General features: G+C 41.5%; 13 protein-coding genes. 4 read left to right on the top strand and 9 right to left on the bottom strand.

Translation table 11 applies throughout. The features are described 5' to 3' along the window. Nucleotides 1-222: 222 nt before the first annotated feature. The 3 genes from CXF88_RS20620 to mog all read right to left on the bottom strand — a co-directional run bounded on the left by CXF88_RS20620 (nt 223) and on the right by mog (nt 2,336). Complete coding sequence (locus CXF88_RS20620; RefSeq protein ID WP_101088645.1) at nt 223-588, bottom strand: hypothetical protein; 366 nt, start codon at nt 586-588, stop codon at nt 223-225. Continuing rightward, the gene (locus CXF88_RS20625) at nt 588-1,610 is read right to left on the bottom strand and encodes a hypothetical protein (RefSeq protein ID WP_101088646.1); all 1,023 of its coding nucleotides are present in this window, start codon (nt 1,608-1,610) and stop codon (nt 588-590) included. Before CXF88_RS20625 ends, CXF88_RS20620 begins: the two co-directional genes overlap by 1 nt. 192 nt (nt 1,611-1,802) lie before the next feature. Further along, the gene (mog, locus tag CXF88_RS20630) at nt 1,803-2,336 is read right to left on the bottom strand and encodes a molybdopterin adenylyltransferase (protein ID WP_011639389.1); all 534 of its coding nucleotides are present in this window, start codon (nt 2,334-2,336) and stop codon (nt 1,803-1,805) included. Between the two features lie 315 nt (nt 2,337-2,651). On the opposite strand from mog, the gene CXF88_RS22215 reads away from it, so the two are divergent. After that, a complete protein-coding gene (locus CXF88_RS22215; protein WP_101088647.1) occupies nt 2,652-3,158 on the top strand; it encodes a type II secretion system protein in 507 nt (168 codons plus the stop codon). Between the two features lie 110 nt (nt 3,159-3,268). On the opposite strand, the gene CXF88_RS20640 is transcribed toward CXF88_RS22215, so the two are convergent. Beyond that, entirely contained in the window at nt 3,269-3,904 is a 636-nt protein-coding gene (locus CXF88_RS20640) for a TetR/AcrR family transcriptional regulator (RefSeq protein ID WP_101088648.1), read from the bottom strand. Between the two features lie 412 nt (nt 3,905-4,316). Here CXF88_RS20640 and CXF88_RS20645 point away from each other — a divergent pair, with 412 nt between their 5' ends. Both CXF88_RS20645 and CXF88_RS20650 read left to right on the top strand, forming a co-directional pair. Continuing rightward, nucleotides 4,317-5,549 (top strand): efflux RND transporter periplasmic adaptor subunit, encoded by a 1,233-nt coding sequence (locus CXF88_RS20645; protein WP_101088649.1) that lies wholly within the window; start codon nt 4,317-4,319, stop codon nt 5,547-5,549. Nucleotides 5,550-5,561: 12 nt separating this feature from the next. After that, a complete protein-coding gene (locus CXF88_RS20650) occupies nt 5,562-8,723 on the top strand; it encodes a multidrug efflux RND transporter permease subunit (protein WP_101088650.1) in 3,162 nt (1,053 codons plus the stop codon). An 86-nt stretch (nt 8,724-8,809) separates the two neighbouring features. On the opposite strand, the gene CXF88_RS20655 is transcribed toward CXF88_RS20650, so the two are convergent. The 3 genes from CXF88_RS20655 to CXF88_RS20665 all read right to left on the bottom strand — a co-directional run bounded on the left by CXF88_RS20655 (nt 8,810) and on the right by CXF88_RS20665 (nt 13,814). Continuing rightward, entirely contained in the window at nt 8,810-9,769 is a 960-nt protein-coding gene (locus tag CXF88_RS20655) for a carbohydrate kinase (protein WP_101088651.1), read from the bottom strand. A 146-nt stretch (nt 9,770-9,915) separates the two neighbouring features. Further along, on the bottom strand, nt 9,916-12,312 hold the full coding sequence (locus tag CXF88_RS20660; protein WP_101088652.1) for a TonB-dependent receptor: 2,397 nt from the start codon (nt 12,310-12,312) through the stop codon (nt 9,916-9,918). A gap of 281 nt (nt 12,313-12,593) precedes the next feature. Next, entirely contained in the window at nt 12,594-13,814 is a 1,221-nt protein-coding gene (locus CXF88_RS20665; RefSeq protein ID WP_101088653.1) for an MFS transporter, read from the bottom strand. Nucleotides 13,815-14,002: 188 nt separating this feature from the next. Between CXF88_RS20665 and gtfA the strand changes: the two genes are divergently transcribed. Next, nucleotides 14,003-15,484, top strand: coding sequence for a sucrose phosphorylase (gtfA, locus tag CXF88_RS20670; protein ID WP_101088654.1), 1,482 nt, complete (start codon nt 14,003-14,005; stop codon nt 15,482-15,484). Nucleotides 15,485-15,685: 201 nt separating this feature from the next. Here gtfA and CXF88_RS20675 read toward each other — a convergent pair whose 3' ends face one another. After that, a complete protein-coding gene (locus tag CXF88_RS20675) occupies nt 15,686-16,717 on the bottom strand; it encodes a LacI family DNA-binding transcriptional regulator (protein ID WP_101088655.1) in 1,032 nt (343 codons plus the stop codon). A gap of 152 nt (nt 16,718-16,869) precedes the next feature. Further along, a complete protein-coding gene (locus CXF88_RS20680) occupies nt 16,870-17,460 on the bottom strand; it encodes an NlpC/P60 family protein (RefSeq protein WP_101088656.1) in 591 nt (196 codons plus the stop codon). Nucleotides 17,461-17,489: the final 29 nt, after the last annotated feature.

Raw genomic sequence — 17,489 nt, forward strand, 5'->3', positions numbered from 1 at the left:
CAAATACTAAAATCTTTATCGTCTACAACATCAATGATATTAAAGATTAGTCAATACGTAATTCCGATAGCAGATTAGCAATAAGAAAATAGACATGAAAATTATAAAAATATTCATAATAAAATAATTTACTATTTTTATAGCTTATAAATTATATACAACCTGACTTCTTATCACACTCAGACAATCTTTATTCTAAATATTAAGTCTTTATCATAAAAATTATTTTATATTTGGATATATGTAATCTAAAATAATCATAGCAGTAAAACAGAGCATATCAATCATGAAAATGACATAATAAATTTTAAAAATACCTGTGATTTTAGGTGGGACATTATCTTTCAAGTGCAATAAATTATATCGCTTTGCATACCAATCAAACATAAAAACACTCGCATAATGAAGTGTTCCATGACCAGTTAAAAAAATATTTAATGAGAAATACTCACGCCCATCTTCTAGTATATCTTCAACTAGCTTAATACGTTTATTGTATATATATAACAACATGGGAAACAAAACAAATAAACCTAAAAATACAAAGCTGCCACCTAATAAAAGTCCTATAAGATCTGTTATTGACATTATTTTTCTATCACCTCATACAGAAGTTCTGCTTTATCACGCATATAATGACTCCCATGCTTTGCCCCAAAATATCCTCCAACACCACCTGCGACTATTCCACACCATAGTAAACTAGTTCCGCCACTAGGAAGACCAAAAACAATTGAACATAAACCATAACTTGCAATAAAACCACCGCCAGCTCCACCGGCAATAGCTCCAGCGCCTTTGCCCGTTTCAACATATTTAGCTTTAGTACACTCAAGGTCTGTACCTTCAAGACAAGCTCGTTGGATATTTGCAGTTGCCTCAACACCCGTTAATACAACGCCTACATATCCAACTCGTTTTAAGTTTTTTGCCATATTCGCTACAGTTTTATAATGGTCAGCAAAACCAGGAATATTTTGAGCATATCCGCCCATTTTATCCCAACGCCTAATCAAACTTTTGCTACTTAAACCTAATTGAGTTCGAATATTTCCTGGCATTAATTTTTCACCAAACGCCGGCTGACCAAAACGTCTTAAAGCATTATTTAAATTAGAAAAGATAATCTTTCTTCGATGCTGAAACTCAGGTGATCTCAAGTTTCCTTTGACATTATAAGTTTTGATATACATCTGCTCTAAATTTTTTAAGTTCTCCTTTACAAAGATAACATGCGAGTTCCAAGTGTTATTAGCTACGCCTAATAATAAGCCGTTATATTTAGCAACATTACTGAGTAAGTCGTACCGCTTAGCCAAAACTTCTTTTTCAATCTCATCAAGTTCCCTCAACTTTTTATCAATCTCCAACGCATACTTTTGAAACTCTTGTTCTTCAATTGTGCACTGAAATGTATTTAAAGGAGAAATTAAAACGATTTGACCAGGCTTAGCAAAACCATCGATTAGATGAGAGTTAACAAATTTAAAATGTTCAAAGGTTTCTTTTGTTGGCATGTTGTATAACACAAGGATCAATGCATTGACCGCCATACGCTTCTCAACAATATGTATAGCAAGATCACTTGGTATTGCAGAAGTATTACTCATAAAACATCCTTGCTTTCACGATTTAGTCCTTCAATATTTAGATCTATATTTTACACCTATGCCTCTAATTTTCTATTATCAAATAGGATATAAAGACCTTTACCTCCACCTCATAATGGTTATAAAACGTATCGTATGGATTTTTTTATCCTCACGACACGCTTTAACATGGCAGAAATTGAATGTTTTTAACTACTTCGCTTTAGGTCTAAACGGCTTTATCACCGCTTCATCACAGACTAAAAACGGTCCGTCCATTAAATCGATGCAATAAGGAATTGCAGGGAATACAGCGTCTAAACATTCACGGATAGACTTAGGTTTACCGGGTAGGTTAACAATCAACGAGTCGGCACGAAGACCCGCTGTTTGACGAGACAAAATAGCGGTTGGTACAAACTTTAATGATTCGGCGCGCATTAGTTCACCAAAACCAGGCATCATTCTATCGCACACCGCTTCGGTTGCTTCTGGCGTTACGTCCCGTTTTGCTGGGCCCGTGCCACCAGTGGTCACGATTAAACAGCAGTCTTGATTGTCAGCTAAATCAATCAATGTGGCTTCAATAACGTCACGCTCATCGGGGATCACCTTATAAACAGGTTCCCATTCCGAGGTTAAATACTCATTCAATACATCAATAATCGCCTTACCAGACAGATCTTCATATATGCCAGCACTGGCACGATCGCTAACGGTAACGATACCTATTTTAGCTTTGCTCATGGTTATCTTTCCCTTATGTGGGTAAAAGCAGTAATGCAAATATATGCCGACAATCTACCAAAAAAATCGACATTCACAAAATGTTAAACTGATAGATAGATCACCGATTTAGGATTCCATTGACCAAGGCAAACAATGACTTCTGTCTGTGGGGTATTCATACTGAAATAATTGAACTGAGTAATACGGGTTAATGTTTTGGTTTGGCAGCTATTTAATATGCCCAGCGATAAACGATGAATGCCATGAGATCCGTCATAATGTATTACCTAATAACAATCGGTATAGCGTAACAACATAAAGTGAGTGAGTTCTATGCATACAAGCAAACAACGTGGTTTCACCCTTATTGAATTGGTGGTAGTCATTATTATTTTAGGCATTTTAGCTGTAGTTGCAGCGCCTAAGTTTATTAATCTGAAAAGTGATGCGCTTATTGCCAGTTTGAAGGGATTCCAGGGGGCATTAAAGTCAGCCAATACCTTGGTTTATTCAAAAGCGGTATTGTCGGGTCAAGAAAAGCTCGACCCAGGTTCGGTGACACTCAATGGTGTAAATATTAGCACTACTGTGGGATACATAACGCCTCTGGCTGACAATATAGCCAAAGCACTTGATGGTTCATTTGAGGTAGTTGTTGACGCAAGTAAAACGGATATTACCGCTGACTGGGCTATTTTTTATAATGCTGGCACGAATCCATCAGTATCTATTTACCCTAAGGGATTCACTTCTTTTGCAAACTGTAACTTACGTTATTTGGCAGGTTCATCTGTTTCGGCTGATCCAACATTTTATGCCCTAACCACCAGCGGCTGTTAATTGTAGAAGCAAGACATAAATTTGTTTGGTTTGAACTTGGCCGCTAACACCAAAACAGAAAGATGACGCATCTTGTTATAAAAACACAGCAAAATAGCGTCTTTCAACGCTTATTTAACGGCTGAATACCCTATGACATGTTGGGCTAAAATGCCCGTAACTGCCATTTCAGCAACATGGCGTAAATCATCATGTGTCGCTCCATCAGCAGCCTGAATAGACATGCCTTTAAATAAGGTCACGATCAAGGTTGCTAACACTTTCGGCTGACAATCATCAGCTAATTCGCCTCTTTGTTTAGCCTCAGCAAACTGATCAATTAATTCAGATTGATGTTTAGTTTGCAGCAGATGAACCGCTTCTTTAATCCCTTCGCTTGCTTCATTGCATGACAACGCACTATTGATTAGCGCACAACCTTGCGGGTGGCTACAATCGGTGAACTGCGCCGCCGCGCCTACTAATAAAGCTCGAATAACATCGGCAATATGCTCATGTTTAAAGGCGGTATTAAATAGTGAATCTGGGCGATTTTCATAAAGCTCAATGGCTTTTAAGAACAACTGCTCTTTATTACCAAATGCGGCATATAGGCTGGGTTTTTTAATTCCCATCACCTCAGTTAATTCGCTTATAGAGGTACCTTCATAGCCATTACGCCAAAAAACATGTAGCGCTTGCTCTAATGCAAAGTCGATATCAAACCCACGAGGGCGGCCGACACAAGCTGCTTTAGTTATTGTCATCAATAGTACCTCTTATATTAACGAATCATTATTTCTCATCACGTTAACTGACTAATTTACGGTAGATAATTCGTACATCTTAGCACAACGCTAAATCATAGAAAGGGTTAATAATAAGCAGATTAAGCGCTTTTTTTCATCTTTTTCAAGTATTGATTAACGCTATTTCATCGTCACTAGCTACGCTTGCATGCCATGAAGCTATTTCATCATGTTGATTATTAATCACCTTGTCATAATAATTTAATACCTATCGGTACAAAACTAATTGACAGTTGTATTTTAATCTATATATTACCGTGCGGTACAGAACAATTTGTACCAGTTGGTATAAAAACATAGCCAAAGACAAAAGTAACGCACCCAATAGCTTGTTAAATAACGTAAATGCTATGGATTAGAGGACAGCACCATGAAGACGTTAAAATCAATTAAAATCACTTTGTTAGTAAGCCTAACGGCATTACTATTAGTGGCGTGCGGAAAGCAACCAGCACAACAAGCGAATACACCCGCAGTGCCTAAGGTGGATGTTGCTAACGTACTTTATGAACGCATTACCGAGTGGGATCAATTTACTGGACGCTTACAAGCACCAGAAAAGGTTACTTTGGTACCTCGCGTGTCAGGTTATATTGAATCGATTAACTTTAAAGAAGGCGCGTTAGTGCAAAAAGGCGATGTGTTATTTACCATCGACTCGAGTGTTTTTACTGCTGAATATGAACGCCTTAAAGCAGAATTAACCAGTGCAATATCAGCTAACCAACTTGCTGAAAATGATTATGAACGAGCCAATAAGCTGTTCCATCAAAAAGCGGTTTCAGAAGAGCTTATTGATACTCGTCGCTCTAATATGCATCAAACTGCCGCTGCTGTAGCATCAGTTAAAGCAGCATTAACTAGCGCCCAACTTAACGTTGAATATACCCATGTTACCGCCCCAATCACTGGTCGAGTGTCGTATGCCAATGAAACGGCAGGTAACTATGTCACCGCCGGACAAACACATCTCACCAGCTTAGTCTCTACGTCGCATATGTACGCTTATTTTGATATCGATGAGCAAACGTATTTAAAATATTCCGCGTTATCGTTCGAGAACAAACGTCAAAATCCACGTTTGGGCAACAATGCTGTGGTGATGGCTCTGGCAAATGAAACCAGTTTTAACCACCAGGGTGTGATCGACTTTGTCGATAATTCGGTTGATCAACAAACAGGTACTATCCGCGTTCGAGCAAACTTTGCCAATCAGGATAATCAATTATTACCCGGCTTATTTGCCCGCATCAGCATTGCGGGTAGCGAGTCATACGACAGTATTTTAATTGACGACAAAGCCATTTTTACTGACTTAAATAACAAGTTTGTTCTGGTAGTAAATGACAAAAACACCCTTGAGTATCGTAGCGTTAGCCTAGGTGAGAAGCTTCACGGTTTACGTATTATTACTGCCGGTTTATCCCCTAACGATACCATCGTGGTAAACAGTCTGCAGAAAGTACGCCCTAACGTCACTATTGAGCCAAATCTCACCGACATGGCCGATAGCGACAAATTAGAAGCATTACATCAAGCACAACGCCTCCTCGATAACCAGCCATTAACAGCACGTGTTGCTGATGACGCAAGTCAGGGTTAAGGAAACCACATAATGTTGTCTCAATTCTTTATTAAAAGACCAATTTTTGCCGCTGTTCTGTCGCTGCTGTTCTTTATTTCAGGCGCGCTAGCAGTATGGCAATTACCCATTACCGAATACCCTGAAGTGGTGCCGCCAACGGTAGTTGTTACGGCAAACTACCCAGGTGCTAACCCTAAAATCATTGCTGAAACCGTTGCATCTCCGCTAGAGCAAGAGATTAACGGCGTAGAAAACATGTTGTACATGTCTTCGCAAGCCACGTCCGATGGGCGCATGACGCTAACCATCACCTTTGCGATTGGTACTGATGTTGATTTAGCTCAAACCCAAGTCCAAAGCCGGGTAGAACGAGCAAAACCTCGTTTACCAGAAGAAGTACAACGCTTAGGCATAGTCACCGAAAAGTCATCACCTAGCTTAACCATGGTGGTGCATTTAACCTCGCCCGACGATCGTTATGACATGTTGTATCTGTCTAACTATGCGGTATTAAAAGTAAAAGATGAATTAGCCCGTATTACTGGTGTGGGTGCTGTGCGTGTGTTTGGCGCTGGCGACTACAGCATGCGTGTGTGGCTAGACCCTAACAAAGTAGCGGCAATCGGATTATCACCGAGCAATATTGTTGCCGCTATTCGTGAGCAAAACCAACAAGCCGCAGCCGGCAGTTTAGGCGCGCAGCCTAGCGGCGACAGTGATTTCCAATTACTGATTAACGTTAAAGGCCGTTTATCCAACGTTGAAGAGTTCGAAGACATTATTGTTAAAGTGGGTGATCAAGGTCAGATCACTCGTTTAAAAGATGTTGCCCGGGTTGAATTAGGTGCATCGACTTACGCCCTACGCTCAATGTTAGACAATAAAGACGCGGCTGCATTACCTGTGTTCCAGGCCTCGGGTTCTAACGCGATTCAAATATCTGATGATGTTCGTTCTAAAATGGCTGAGTTGTCTAAGTCATTTCCAGAAGGCTTAACCTACGACATCGTCTATGATCCTACCGTGTTCGTGCGTGGCTCAATTAAAGCTGTGGTACAAACACTGGTTGAAGCATTATTGCTGGTTGTATTAGTAGTGGTGTTGTTTTTACAAACGTGGCGCGCATCCATTATTCCATTAGTGGCGGTTCCAGTATCACTTGTGGGTACATTCGCCTTTATGCACCTAATGGGCTTCTCACTGAATGCCTTATCACTGTTTGGCTTAGTGCTGGCGATTGGTATCGTGGTCGATGATGCGATTGTAGTAGTTGAAAACGTTGAGCGAAATATCTCTGACGGATTATCGCCCGTTGCTGCCACTCAAAAGGCAATGAAAGAAGTGACCGGTCCGATTATTGCCACCACATTGGTACTGGCGGCAGTATTTATTCCAACGGCATTTATGTCAGGCTTAACCGGACAGTTTTATAAACAGTTTGCGCTAACCATTACCATCTCCACTTTTATTTCGGCAATTAACTCGTTAACCCTTAGCCCTGCTTTATCGGCATTATTGCTTAAAGGTCATCACGAGAAAAAAGACGCACTTACCCGCGGTATGGATAAGTTATTAGGCGGTTGGTTATTTAATCCGTTTAATCGCCTATTTGCGCGTATGTCTAATGGTTACGGCTGGTTAGTGAAGAAAATCATTCGTTTTGGTGCTGTCATTGGTATTTTGTATATCGGTTTAGTCGGCCTAACAGGCTTACAGTTTGCCAATACCCCAACAGGTTATGTGCCTGGCCAAGATAAACAATATCTTATTGCCTTTGCCCAACTACCTGATGCTGCATCATTAGATCGCACTGAAGCTATCGTGAAAGAAATGTCACGTATTGCACTTGAGCAACCTGGTGTCGCCCATGCTGTAGCCTTCCCAGGTTTAAGCATTAATGGCTTTACCAATAGTACTAACAGCGCCATTTTATTTACCCCGCTGGATGACTTTGCCGATCGCAAAGATCCATCATTATCAGCAAGTGCTATTGCTGCCGCGTTAAATCAAAAATTCGCCTCGATTAATGGCGCATTTATTGCGATTTTCCCGCCACCGCCAGTGCAAGGCTTAGGCACCATTGGTGGCTTTAGACTACAAATTCAAGATCGTGCTAACTACGGTTACGAAGAGTTGTATAAAGTGACCATGCAAGTGATGCAAAAAGCATGGGCAACGCCAGAGCTAGCGGGAGTATTCTCGAGTTATCAAGTCAATGTGCCACAACTTGAAGTGAACATCGATCGTACTAAAGCCAAGCAGCAATCGGTGTCGTTAGACGAATTGTTCTCCACCCTGCAGGGATACATGGGTTCGGTTTACGCCAACGACTTCAACCAGTTTGGCCGAACTTATCAAGTGAACGTACAAGCAGATGAGCAGTTTAGACAAACGCCTGAACAAATTGCCCAACTAAAAGTACGTAACAACCAAGGTGAAATGGTGCCTATTGGTTCATTTATTAATGTCACCAATTCATCTGGTCCAGACCGAGTCATGCATTACAACGGTTTTACCACTGCGGAATTAAATGGTGGTGCTGCACCTGGATTTAGTAGCGGTGAGGCGCAAGCTGCAATTGAAAAGATTTTAGCTGAAACCTTACCTAACGGTATGACCTACGAGTGGACTGAGATCACCTACCAACAAATTTTGGCAGGCAATGCGGGCGCCTATATTTACCCATTAATTATCTTGTTAGTGTTTATGGTATTAGCCGCGCAATATGAAAGTTTAAGCTTACCAATAGCCATTATTCTGATTATCCCAATGACACTGTTATCGGCATTAACAGGGGTACTTATCTACGGTGGAGATAACAATATCTTTACCCAGATTGGGTTAATTGTACTGGTGGGGCTGGCAACCAAAAATGCCATTCTAATTGTTGAGTTTGCCAAAGAGTTACAAGATGATGGCATGGAACCATTGGAGGCCATACTTGAAGCCGGTCGCTTACGTTTACGGCCTATTTTAATGACCTCGATAGCCTTCATTATGGGGGTGGTACCGATGGTTTTTTCTAGCGGACCTGGTTCAGAAATGCGTCAAGCAATGGGTGTTGCAGTATTCTCAGGCATGATTGGGGTGACGATTTTTGGCCTTATCTTAACGCCACTGTTTTATTATGCCCTCGCAAAACGAGGCAAAAATAAAACCGAGTTAGCCGAATCGGCCATAACGCACGATTAACCGCGTTATTGATTCAATGATAAAAAAGAGGTCACCTAAGGTGACCTCTTTTTTATTGCTCAATAACTCATTTACACAAATTTGATTCACGATTGCACTTGCGCCAAAACGGGCAGCGCAGGAAAAGCACCTTTTGTCGTACACGTTATCGCACCACACTTAATTGCAAACTCGGCAGCAGTTTGAACGTTCACTCGATTAAGCAATTTTTGCACTAAAGGCCCAGGAGTAAAATATCCTTCATCACGGCCGAGTTCAAATAAGAACCCCGCAACAAAGCTATCTCCGGCGGCAGTAGTATCTATGGCAACAATTTTAGGCACCGACAACTCAAAGGAAAACTCAGCACTGTGGCATAAAACGGACTCAGCACCATTGGTGACCAAAATTAACCTCACCCCTTGCGCAATACAGAATGCTAAATAATCGTCAAATGATACCCCACGCTCCAGAGCCAAATAGAGTGCTTCTTCTTTACTCATTTTCAACAGGTGTGTGTAACCAAAACATTGCTCTACTCGAGCCGATAACAGCCGAGTGTCTTGCCATAGTGACAAGCGCAAATTGACATCAAAACTGACTAACGTTTGTTCTTTATGCGCTTTTTTAGCACCATAGAGACTCGCGGTGAAAATGGCCTTTTCAGTAAATGTATTTGAACAAAGATGAAAAATATCAATTTGAGACCAATCGATAGTATCAAAATCAGCTTCACGGTATAGCATGTCGGCAGTGTTTTGCCGATTAAAGCTAAACGACCGTTCCCCTTGAGCATCTAAACTGACTAACACGGTGGCAGTAGCAGCATCTGGCACTACTGTTAAACAACTGACATCCACACCTTGTGCTGCCAAGGCATCTTGCAACATCACGCCATAATGGTCAGCACTAATGCCACCAGCAAAATGGCTCTTACCGCCTAATTTAGCGTAACCCACAGCGACATTGGCAGGCGCGCCGCCAGGGATAGGCTCGTGCACTAAACCAGAATGGCCCACTGGCAGTAAATCAATTAATACTTCACCAAAACTCAATAATGTACTCATATAAAACGTCCAAAAAAAAGCCCATTTGCATGGGCTTGTTAACAGGGATTTCTAAAACTAATGCAACTAATACCATTGCAAATAAGATGACTACAACTAGCTGACTAAAACTAGCTGATTACAACTAAGGCAATGACAATAAACGATTAAAACTCGTACTTAACGGTAGCGCTGGTTGTACGGCCGTTAATGGTTCTGGCACGAATAATATTGTTATCGGGTACCGAACCTTCTTCAGCTTCGGTAATACCGACAGTATCAAACAAGTTATTGACGTTAAGCGCGACCGATAACATATCGGTTAGCTGGTACGACGCAAACGCATTGACTTGAGTGTAACCATCAAAACTTAGGTCATTGTTATCTTGAGCATAAGACTCAGTGGTACCAATCAAATTGACCCCAACAGAGCCTTTATCAAAGTTATAACGGCCCATTAGAGAGTAAATAAAATCTGCTTGGCGACGTGGTGTGTTGCCGATTACGCCTGGGTTAAGGGCATCTTTAACAATTTCAGCATCGGTCCAGGTTACGTTACCGCGGAAGTCGAAATCGCCAACGTAGTAAGCACCTTCTAGCTCAATCCCTTTGGCTTCATATTTACGGTCAAAGAATATTTGGCTCGTGGCTTCAAAGTTTTGCTCTTCGGTTTCAGAGTAAAATGCTGTCGCAAATACCGACATATTATCGTAACGATACTTCACACCCACTTCGTACTGGTCTACTTCATCCACTGAGTCTTCGTCAGAAACTGAACCATCAGGACTCACCTTACCAAATAATAAACGGTCAGCATTAGCACGGCCACCATGACTGATACGACCAAATGCAGCTAAATCTTCAGACACTTGGTAGTTAGCACCTAATGAGTAAGATAAGTATCCCCAGTCATAATTCACTAACTGTGGGTTAGCATTATCAATTGACGACACACTTAACTCAGGCTGAGAAATCACCCCATCACGGTTCATGTCCACTTGTGATTGCACATTACCCGCATAGTAACCACTGGCATCGCCAGAGTCATAGCGCACGCTACCGTCTAACGATAAATCGCCAAACTTAGATGACGCAGCAATATACGGTGCTTTAATGGTGTAGTCTGAATCATAATTACGTTGGCAACAATTGCCCCAATAAGGCACGCCATAAGCATATAAACCATTATCAGAGTAAGACGTACCATCTGCGGCAACCACATCTAAAAGTGCGGCATTATCACCTTGCACTTCCATTAAGTAAGAGTTCCACATCCACGTCATATTGATATTTTGTGTAGCAGTATAAAAACCAAAAGTGACGTTAGAATCGTCAAACGTCTTGGTTAATTTCATGTCATTGACGATAGAGCCAAAGTCATTCATGGTCACATCAAAACTGTGCACCCGCATTGCTAAGTCACTGTCAAAGGCTTGGCCTGCTTTAGCACCGTTAGCATAAATAAGTGTCGAGCCTGCGCCGCCAATACTGCTAGCAATACTTGAACTGTTAGCCACTTCGGCAGGCATTAACGACATAAAATTACCGCTCACATCCGAGATACGGAAACGGTTTTCTACTAACCAATCGTCACCTAAATCAAATGAGGCTTCTAGTCCCACCGAGTTAACAATCGGATTCATACCATCACGCATATCACCACGGCTAATATTGCCGTTAGCATCCAAGCGTAGGGTTGATAACATGTTAGCTGAATGAACCGTATCAGATTGAGCATCAAATCCAGGTATTGAGCTGCCATCGGAATACATTGGCATCGGCAAATAACCAATGCTTTTATCATTTAAGTGCTTTACATATAGACGCACATAACCAGAATCAAACTCTTTGGTTAAGTTAGCTTTAATTTGGCCACCCTTGTTTGCGGTGTAACCAGGGTCTCGCGGACCATCACCGGTGCGCACAAAGCCACCGATGTGAAAACGCATCGAGTCATTAATGCTGGTGCCGTATTCAAAATCAGTACGCAAAGTATCGTAATCTAGGCCTACAGTAGATGAAATACTGCCAGCGTCACTGGTACCGGTTTTACTGATGACGTTAATAATACCGCCTGGTGCATTACTGGCAGCTGTTGATGCTGAACCGCCACGGATTGATTCAATAGTTTGTGTTGTAGAATCAATACGTAAGAAAATATCCGCATTACCAAATGCAATATCACCAAACTGTAAAATAGGTAAGCCATCTTCTTGAATTTGCAAGAACTTAGCTCCACCAGAGGCAACCGGTAAACCGCGTACCGCAATGTTGGCGTTACCTTCACCACCAGTCGATTCAACCTTCATGCCCGGAATAATACGGAACGCTTCGGCTGATGAACGAGGTGAGCTAATCGCTAAATCTTCTGGCGACACACTGCTCACCGACACGCTCGAGTCCATTACACGTGTACCACGGGCTACACCCGTTACCACAATGCGCTCAAGGCCAATGGCGTCTTTTTTGGTTTCCGCAGTATCTGCTTCAGCAGCCCACAAGCTCGAACTGACCATCACCGCTAGCGTACTCAATACAAATTTTTTAGATGTGCTTATTATCATTTTTATGTCCCCACATAGAGTGTATTGATGTTGTCTTATCTCCCCATAACAACATCAGTAATATATTCATCAATCGAACTAAGCCCCCAAACTAGCTCAGTAGCGAGTCAAAAGGTTAAGGTTAAAGTTAAATTCAAGCCTTTACTTAATCGATTAAGTTACAAGTTAGCAACTAAACAGTAAATTGCAAGTACAATTTATGTTCAATTATCGTTAACAGGATTAAAAAATCGTCTAAGTAGATGTTTATTAGATTAAATATTTATAATCGCAGAGGTTCATTATTTAGCGTCAGCGGTCAATAAATGTCCTGACGGATCACGAAGCAGATTGTAGGCTGCTAATAAGCACAACATAAATGCAAAGCCAGTTGCTAAATAAAACCCGTATTTAACATGACCAAATATGTCGCCTACCACTCCCATCAACAATGGACCTAATGCAGCAGAAAGCGCAGTAAAGAATAAAATAACCCCAGCAACCGAACCGTGCTGGTCAACAGGGAAACAACTGATCCCTTTAGAGTTTAATGTTGGATACATCATTGACATAAACAAGCCTGATAAAGGCAATAAAATAACCGCCGCAGAAATGCCATACATCATTGCACCTAAATAACATAGGCTAATTGCTAGGCTGAACCAAAACATCACTTGCTGCCAACTATATCGATTGAGGATCCAGCCACCTAAGAAACGTCCCAGTGCCCGTAATGTGAAAAAGATTGTTAATGCATACGTCGCGATTAATGCCAACTCACCTTCATAGTTGAGTAATAGCGTCGGCATCCATACATAAATGGCCACTTCAGTAGCAACATAAAGCCCAATCGCTAAAGAGTAGCCCAATGCATAAGGGTTCCTCATCATGCTAAACGTACTGGCTAGATTAATATCTTGAGTAGATGAGCGCTTAAGTTGCGGGTATTCAGCCTTATAAGCTAACCAACATAATATTAAACAAAACACCCCTGCACCAAAATACAGATACTTCCACGACACCCCTGTTATCAATAAATAGCTGACAATCGCCGGGCCGACCATGGCACCCACACCAAAAAAGCCTTCGACGGTATTCATGGTACTTGAGTGTTGTTTTGAGTTAGTTGAAATATCACCAATTAATCCTAGCGCACCCGTTTTGAACACCCCAATAGCAATACCGACTAACGCCAATAAACATAGAAAATAATAAAATGACTCACCTAATGCGAACATAAAACTGGCTAGCGCAAACAGCAGTAAGCCAATTAAAATTGTTATTTTTCGGCCTAACTTATCCGCCAGAAAACCCAAAAATAGCCCACTTAATGCGATAAATAGCATTGGCATGTAATGAAATGCACTCGCTTGAGACATCGATAAATCAAATGTGTTAATCAGCTCAGGAATAATCACTCCCACCGCATCAGAAGTCATCGCGAACATAAAAAACATTAAATATGTTAGTATTCTTATCCTAGTGTTACCACTATTCTCATTACTCTTCATATGGTTAACCATACTTTTCACCTTATTGTTATATGTTTTCTTTGTGGTCACACAGTCTATTTATGGCGACACATTCGTCTTCTCCCACAGAAAACGAATTCAATATTTAAACAAAGCCCTTGAATAATGTTTCATATTGGTTAAATATACAACTTAATCGATTAAGTTTTTTTTAAATACTTACTTTAAGAGTCACCAACATGAAAAATAATGTTCAGCTGATCACTTACGTAGATCGTATAGCGCACTCAGACTTAAAAGGACTCAAACAGGTTCTCGACACAGAACTGCATGATCTCTTTGGTGGCGTACATCTGTTACCTTTTTATTATCCGATTGACGGCAGCGATGCTGGCTTTGACCCTATAGACCATGCAAAAGTAGATGAACGTCTTGGTGATTGGAATGACGTAAAGCAGATTGGCCAACAGTACGACATCATGGCCGACTTAATCGTTAACCACATGTCTGCAGAGTCTACCGAGTTTCAAGACGTGCTTGCCAACGGCAAAAACTCTGCTTACTGGGATTTATTTTTAACCAAAGATAGTGTATTCCCAGACGGTTTAAGTGCAGAAAACCAAGCTAAAATTTATCGCCCACGTCCGGGGAGTTGTTTCACCACCTATAAACTCGCCGACGGTACACAAGCCGAGTTTTGGACGACTTTTACCTCAAATCAAATTGATATTAATGTGCATACCGCTGCAGGTCAGGCACATTTAAACAAGGTGCTAACGCGTTTTCATGAAAGCAAAGTCGATCTTATTCGTCTTGACGCTGCGGGTTATGCCATTAAAAAACCAGGCACTAGCTGTTTTATGATTGAAGAATCATTTGAATTTGTCGATGAGTTAGCCAAAAAAGCCAACAGCCTAGGCATGACCACCCTTGCCGAAATTCACTCGCATTACATGACCCAGCTCGATATTGCTAAGCGCGTAGACATGGTGTACGACTTTGCGCTGCCGCCATTGATTCTCCACAGCTTATTTAGCCAAGATGCCAGTGCATTAAGCCATTGGCTATCCATTGCCCCACGCAACTGTGTCACGGTATTAGACACTCATGACGGCATTGGCATTATTGACGCTGGCCCGGTCGGCAATAAAGCAGGTTTATTAACAGCGGCAGAAATTGATAACTTAGTTAATCGCATCCATAGCAATAGCAAAGGTGAAAGCCTGCAAGCAACGGGCGCAGCAGCCAGCAATGTCGACCTATACCAAGTTAATTGCACCTACTACGATGCACTTGGCCAAAATGACATTGATTATTTAATCGCTCGAAGCGTGCAATTTTTTGCTCCAGGTATTCCGCAGGTGTATTACACCGGTTTATTGGCTGTGCCTAATGCCATGGAATTGCTGAATCAAACTCAGGTAGGTCGTGACATTAACCGCCCTTATCTACAGGTAAGCGACATTCAAACCGCCATGCAAAAACCGGTTGTTAAAGCGCTATGTGAGCTGATTACTCTACGTAATAACGTCGATGCCTTTAATGGTGAGTTCACCATGACAAACCAGGCTAATCAGTTAGATCTTTGTTGGGTGCATGGCGACAGTTCAGCCAAGTTAAGCGTTAATTTTGCCAGCAAAGAAGCCCATATCAACATCGTTGAAGCCCAGCAATCGACTCACATTGTACTGACTGATTTACTGGCTAAACACCGCGGATAATCTGCCGTTTGATTTAAGCTTAAACGTAAACAAGGCGCCTAATTAGGCGCCTTGTTGGTATCGATATGATTGTCTAGATCTGATTGTCTCGATATGATTGTCTAGATCTGATTGTCTCGATATATTTGTATCGAACTGTTTGTATCAAACTGTTTGTATCAAACTGTTTGTATCAAAATTCGTCCGGTCATCAATATTACATCAACAACTGCCACCACGAGAAAGTTCATAACCTAACACTTCAGCATGATGGGCATCAGCAATAAACATTTCTGCGGCTTTACGGCCTTTTTGCTCTGAATGCTGGAACACGGTTGTCAGCGGCGGGATAGCTCGTGAGCCTTCATCAATACCATCAAAACCCACCACACGAATATCTTCAGGGATCCGCAAACCTTGTTGGATTGCCTCGCGCATTAAACTCAAGGCTATTAGGTCACTCATGCACAAAAATACATTCGGACGCGGTACACAATTAAGCGCTTCTTTGGCTGCTATAGCAGCAAAGTCGGCATTACTTTCAGGAATATTCCAAATGCGATCATCACCAAGCTTAACCCCAGTATCACCAATGGCATCCAAATAGCCTTGCAAACGCTGATGTGCTACTGAAGTGTCGATTTCCATAGAATGAATATCATACACGCGGCAGGTTAAGTGAGTGTCGAGCAAGCGTAATCCAAGAATTGCGACCTGATCTTGCTCAGATTGAATTGCCAATTTAGCCACTTCATAGGCACCGGCTTTATTATCGATACTCACCGAAGCACTACGATGAATATTAAAGTCGACAGTGACTACTTTTTTACGGATTTTTTTTAATTGCTCGGCCAATAAACGGTTGCGAGGACGGCCATAACAAATAAAACCATCGACAAAATCATTTACGCCATTCACATTGTCAGAACTGCCAGAAAACAACAGTAAATTAATTTTATGTTGCTCAAAAACTGCCGCAACGCCTTTCATAAACTTACTGGCCACGGGATCAGACACCATGTATTCAATACTGTCCGACAACACTAATGCTACCGTATCAAATTTGCCACGCCTTAAAGATTGCGCTGCTTTATTCGGTCCAAAATATCCGAGCTCGTTACAGGCAGCTAGAATGTCTATTCGACGTTTTTCCGACAACTGATCTGGACGATTAAACGCATTAGATACCGTCGCATTCGACACACCTAATTCTTTGGCAATACTTTTTAAGGTCCAATGCTTGGAGTCTGGCATAGTGGGTCCGTTTATGTCGTGGCGTTAGCCTAAAATAGCTATAAATAACATGCATATACTGACGCTAGGCGGTAGAAAATCAAATCTGCATTTCAGATACAGGCCTAGCGTTTAAGCGAAAAACGGCACCAGCTAGTTAAACTGCTGCCAAATTATAAATCGTCTTGCTGTTGAACATGATCAACAAGACTAGCGATCGACATATTTTGCTCAACAGTTGGGTTTTTTAAGCGTTTTGCAAACCAAAAACGAGGTTTCCAATAGATATTATTCAAACTCGAAATTTTTACCCCTTTTTTAGTCGAGGCATGTAAAAAACGGTCATTGCCCATGTAAATACCGACATGACGAACGGTTCGGGTGGTTTTGAAAAAAACGAGATCGCCAGTTTTTAACTGATTACGCGGTATTTCTTTACCTAAAATACGTTGCGAGTTCACTGTACGAGGTAACTTGTCGCCAACAATATTCAAGTAGGCCAAATACACAAACCCTGAACAATCTACGCCATTTCTACTCAGGCCACCTAAACGATATGGAGTGCCTTTCCATTGATTATGAAAACTCAGTAGGTTTGACTCACTCCACTTAGGTGGTTCTGGCTTAAGCATGGGAGGAACCACCACGGGCTTAGACGCGATAACCACAGCAGGCGAAGACGCACATGCAGATAACAACAGCACTAAACAACTAAACAATAATCTTTTAGCCAATTCAACCCACTCCAAACCCCGAAAAATCATCCGAAATATAAATATTTTTGCCGCAATAC

The sequence above is a fragment of the Shewanella sp. ALD9 genome (genome assembly GCF_002836315.1).
GTDB lineage: Bacteria > Pseudomonadota > Gammaproteobacteria > Enterobacterales > Shewanellaceae > Shewanella.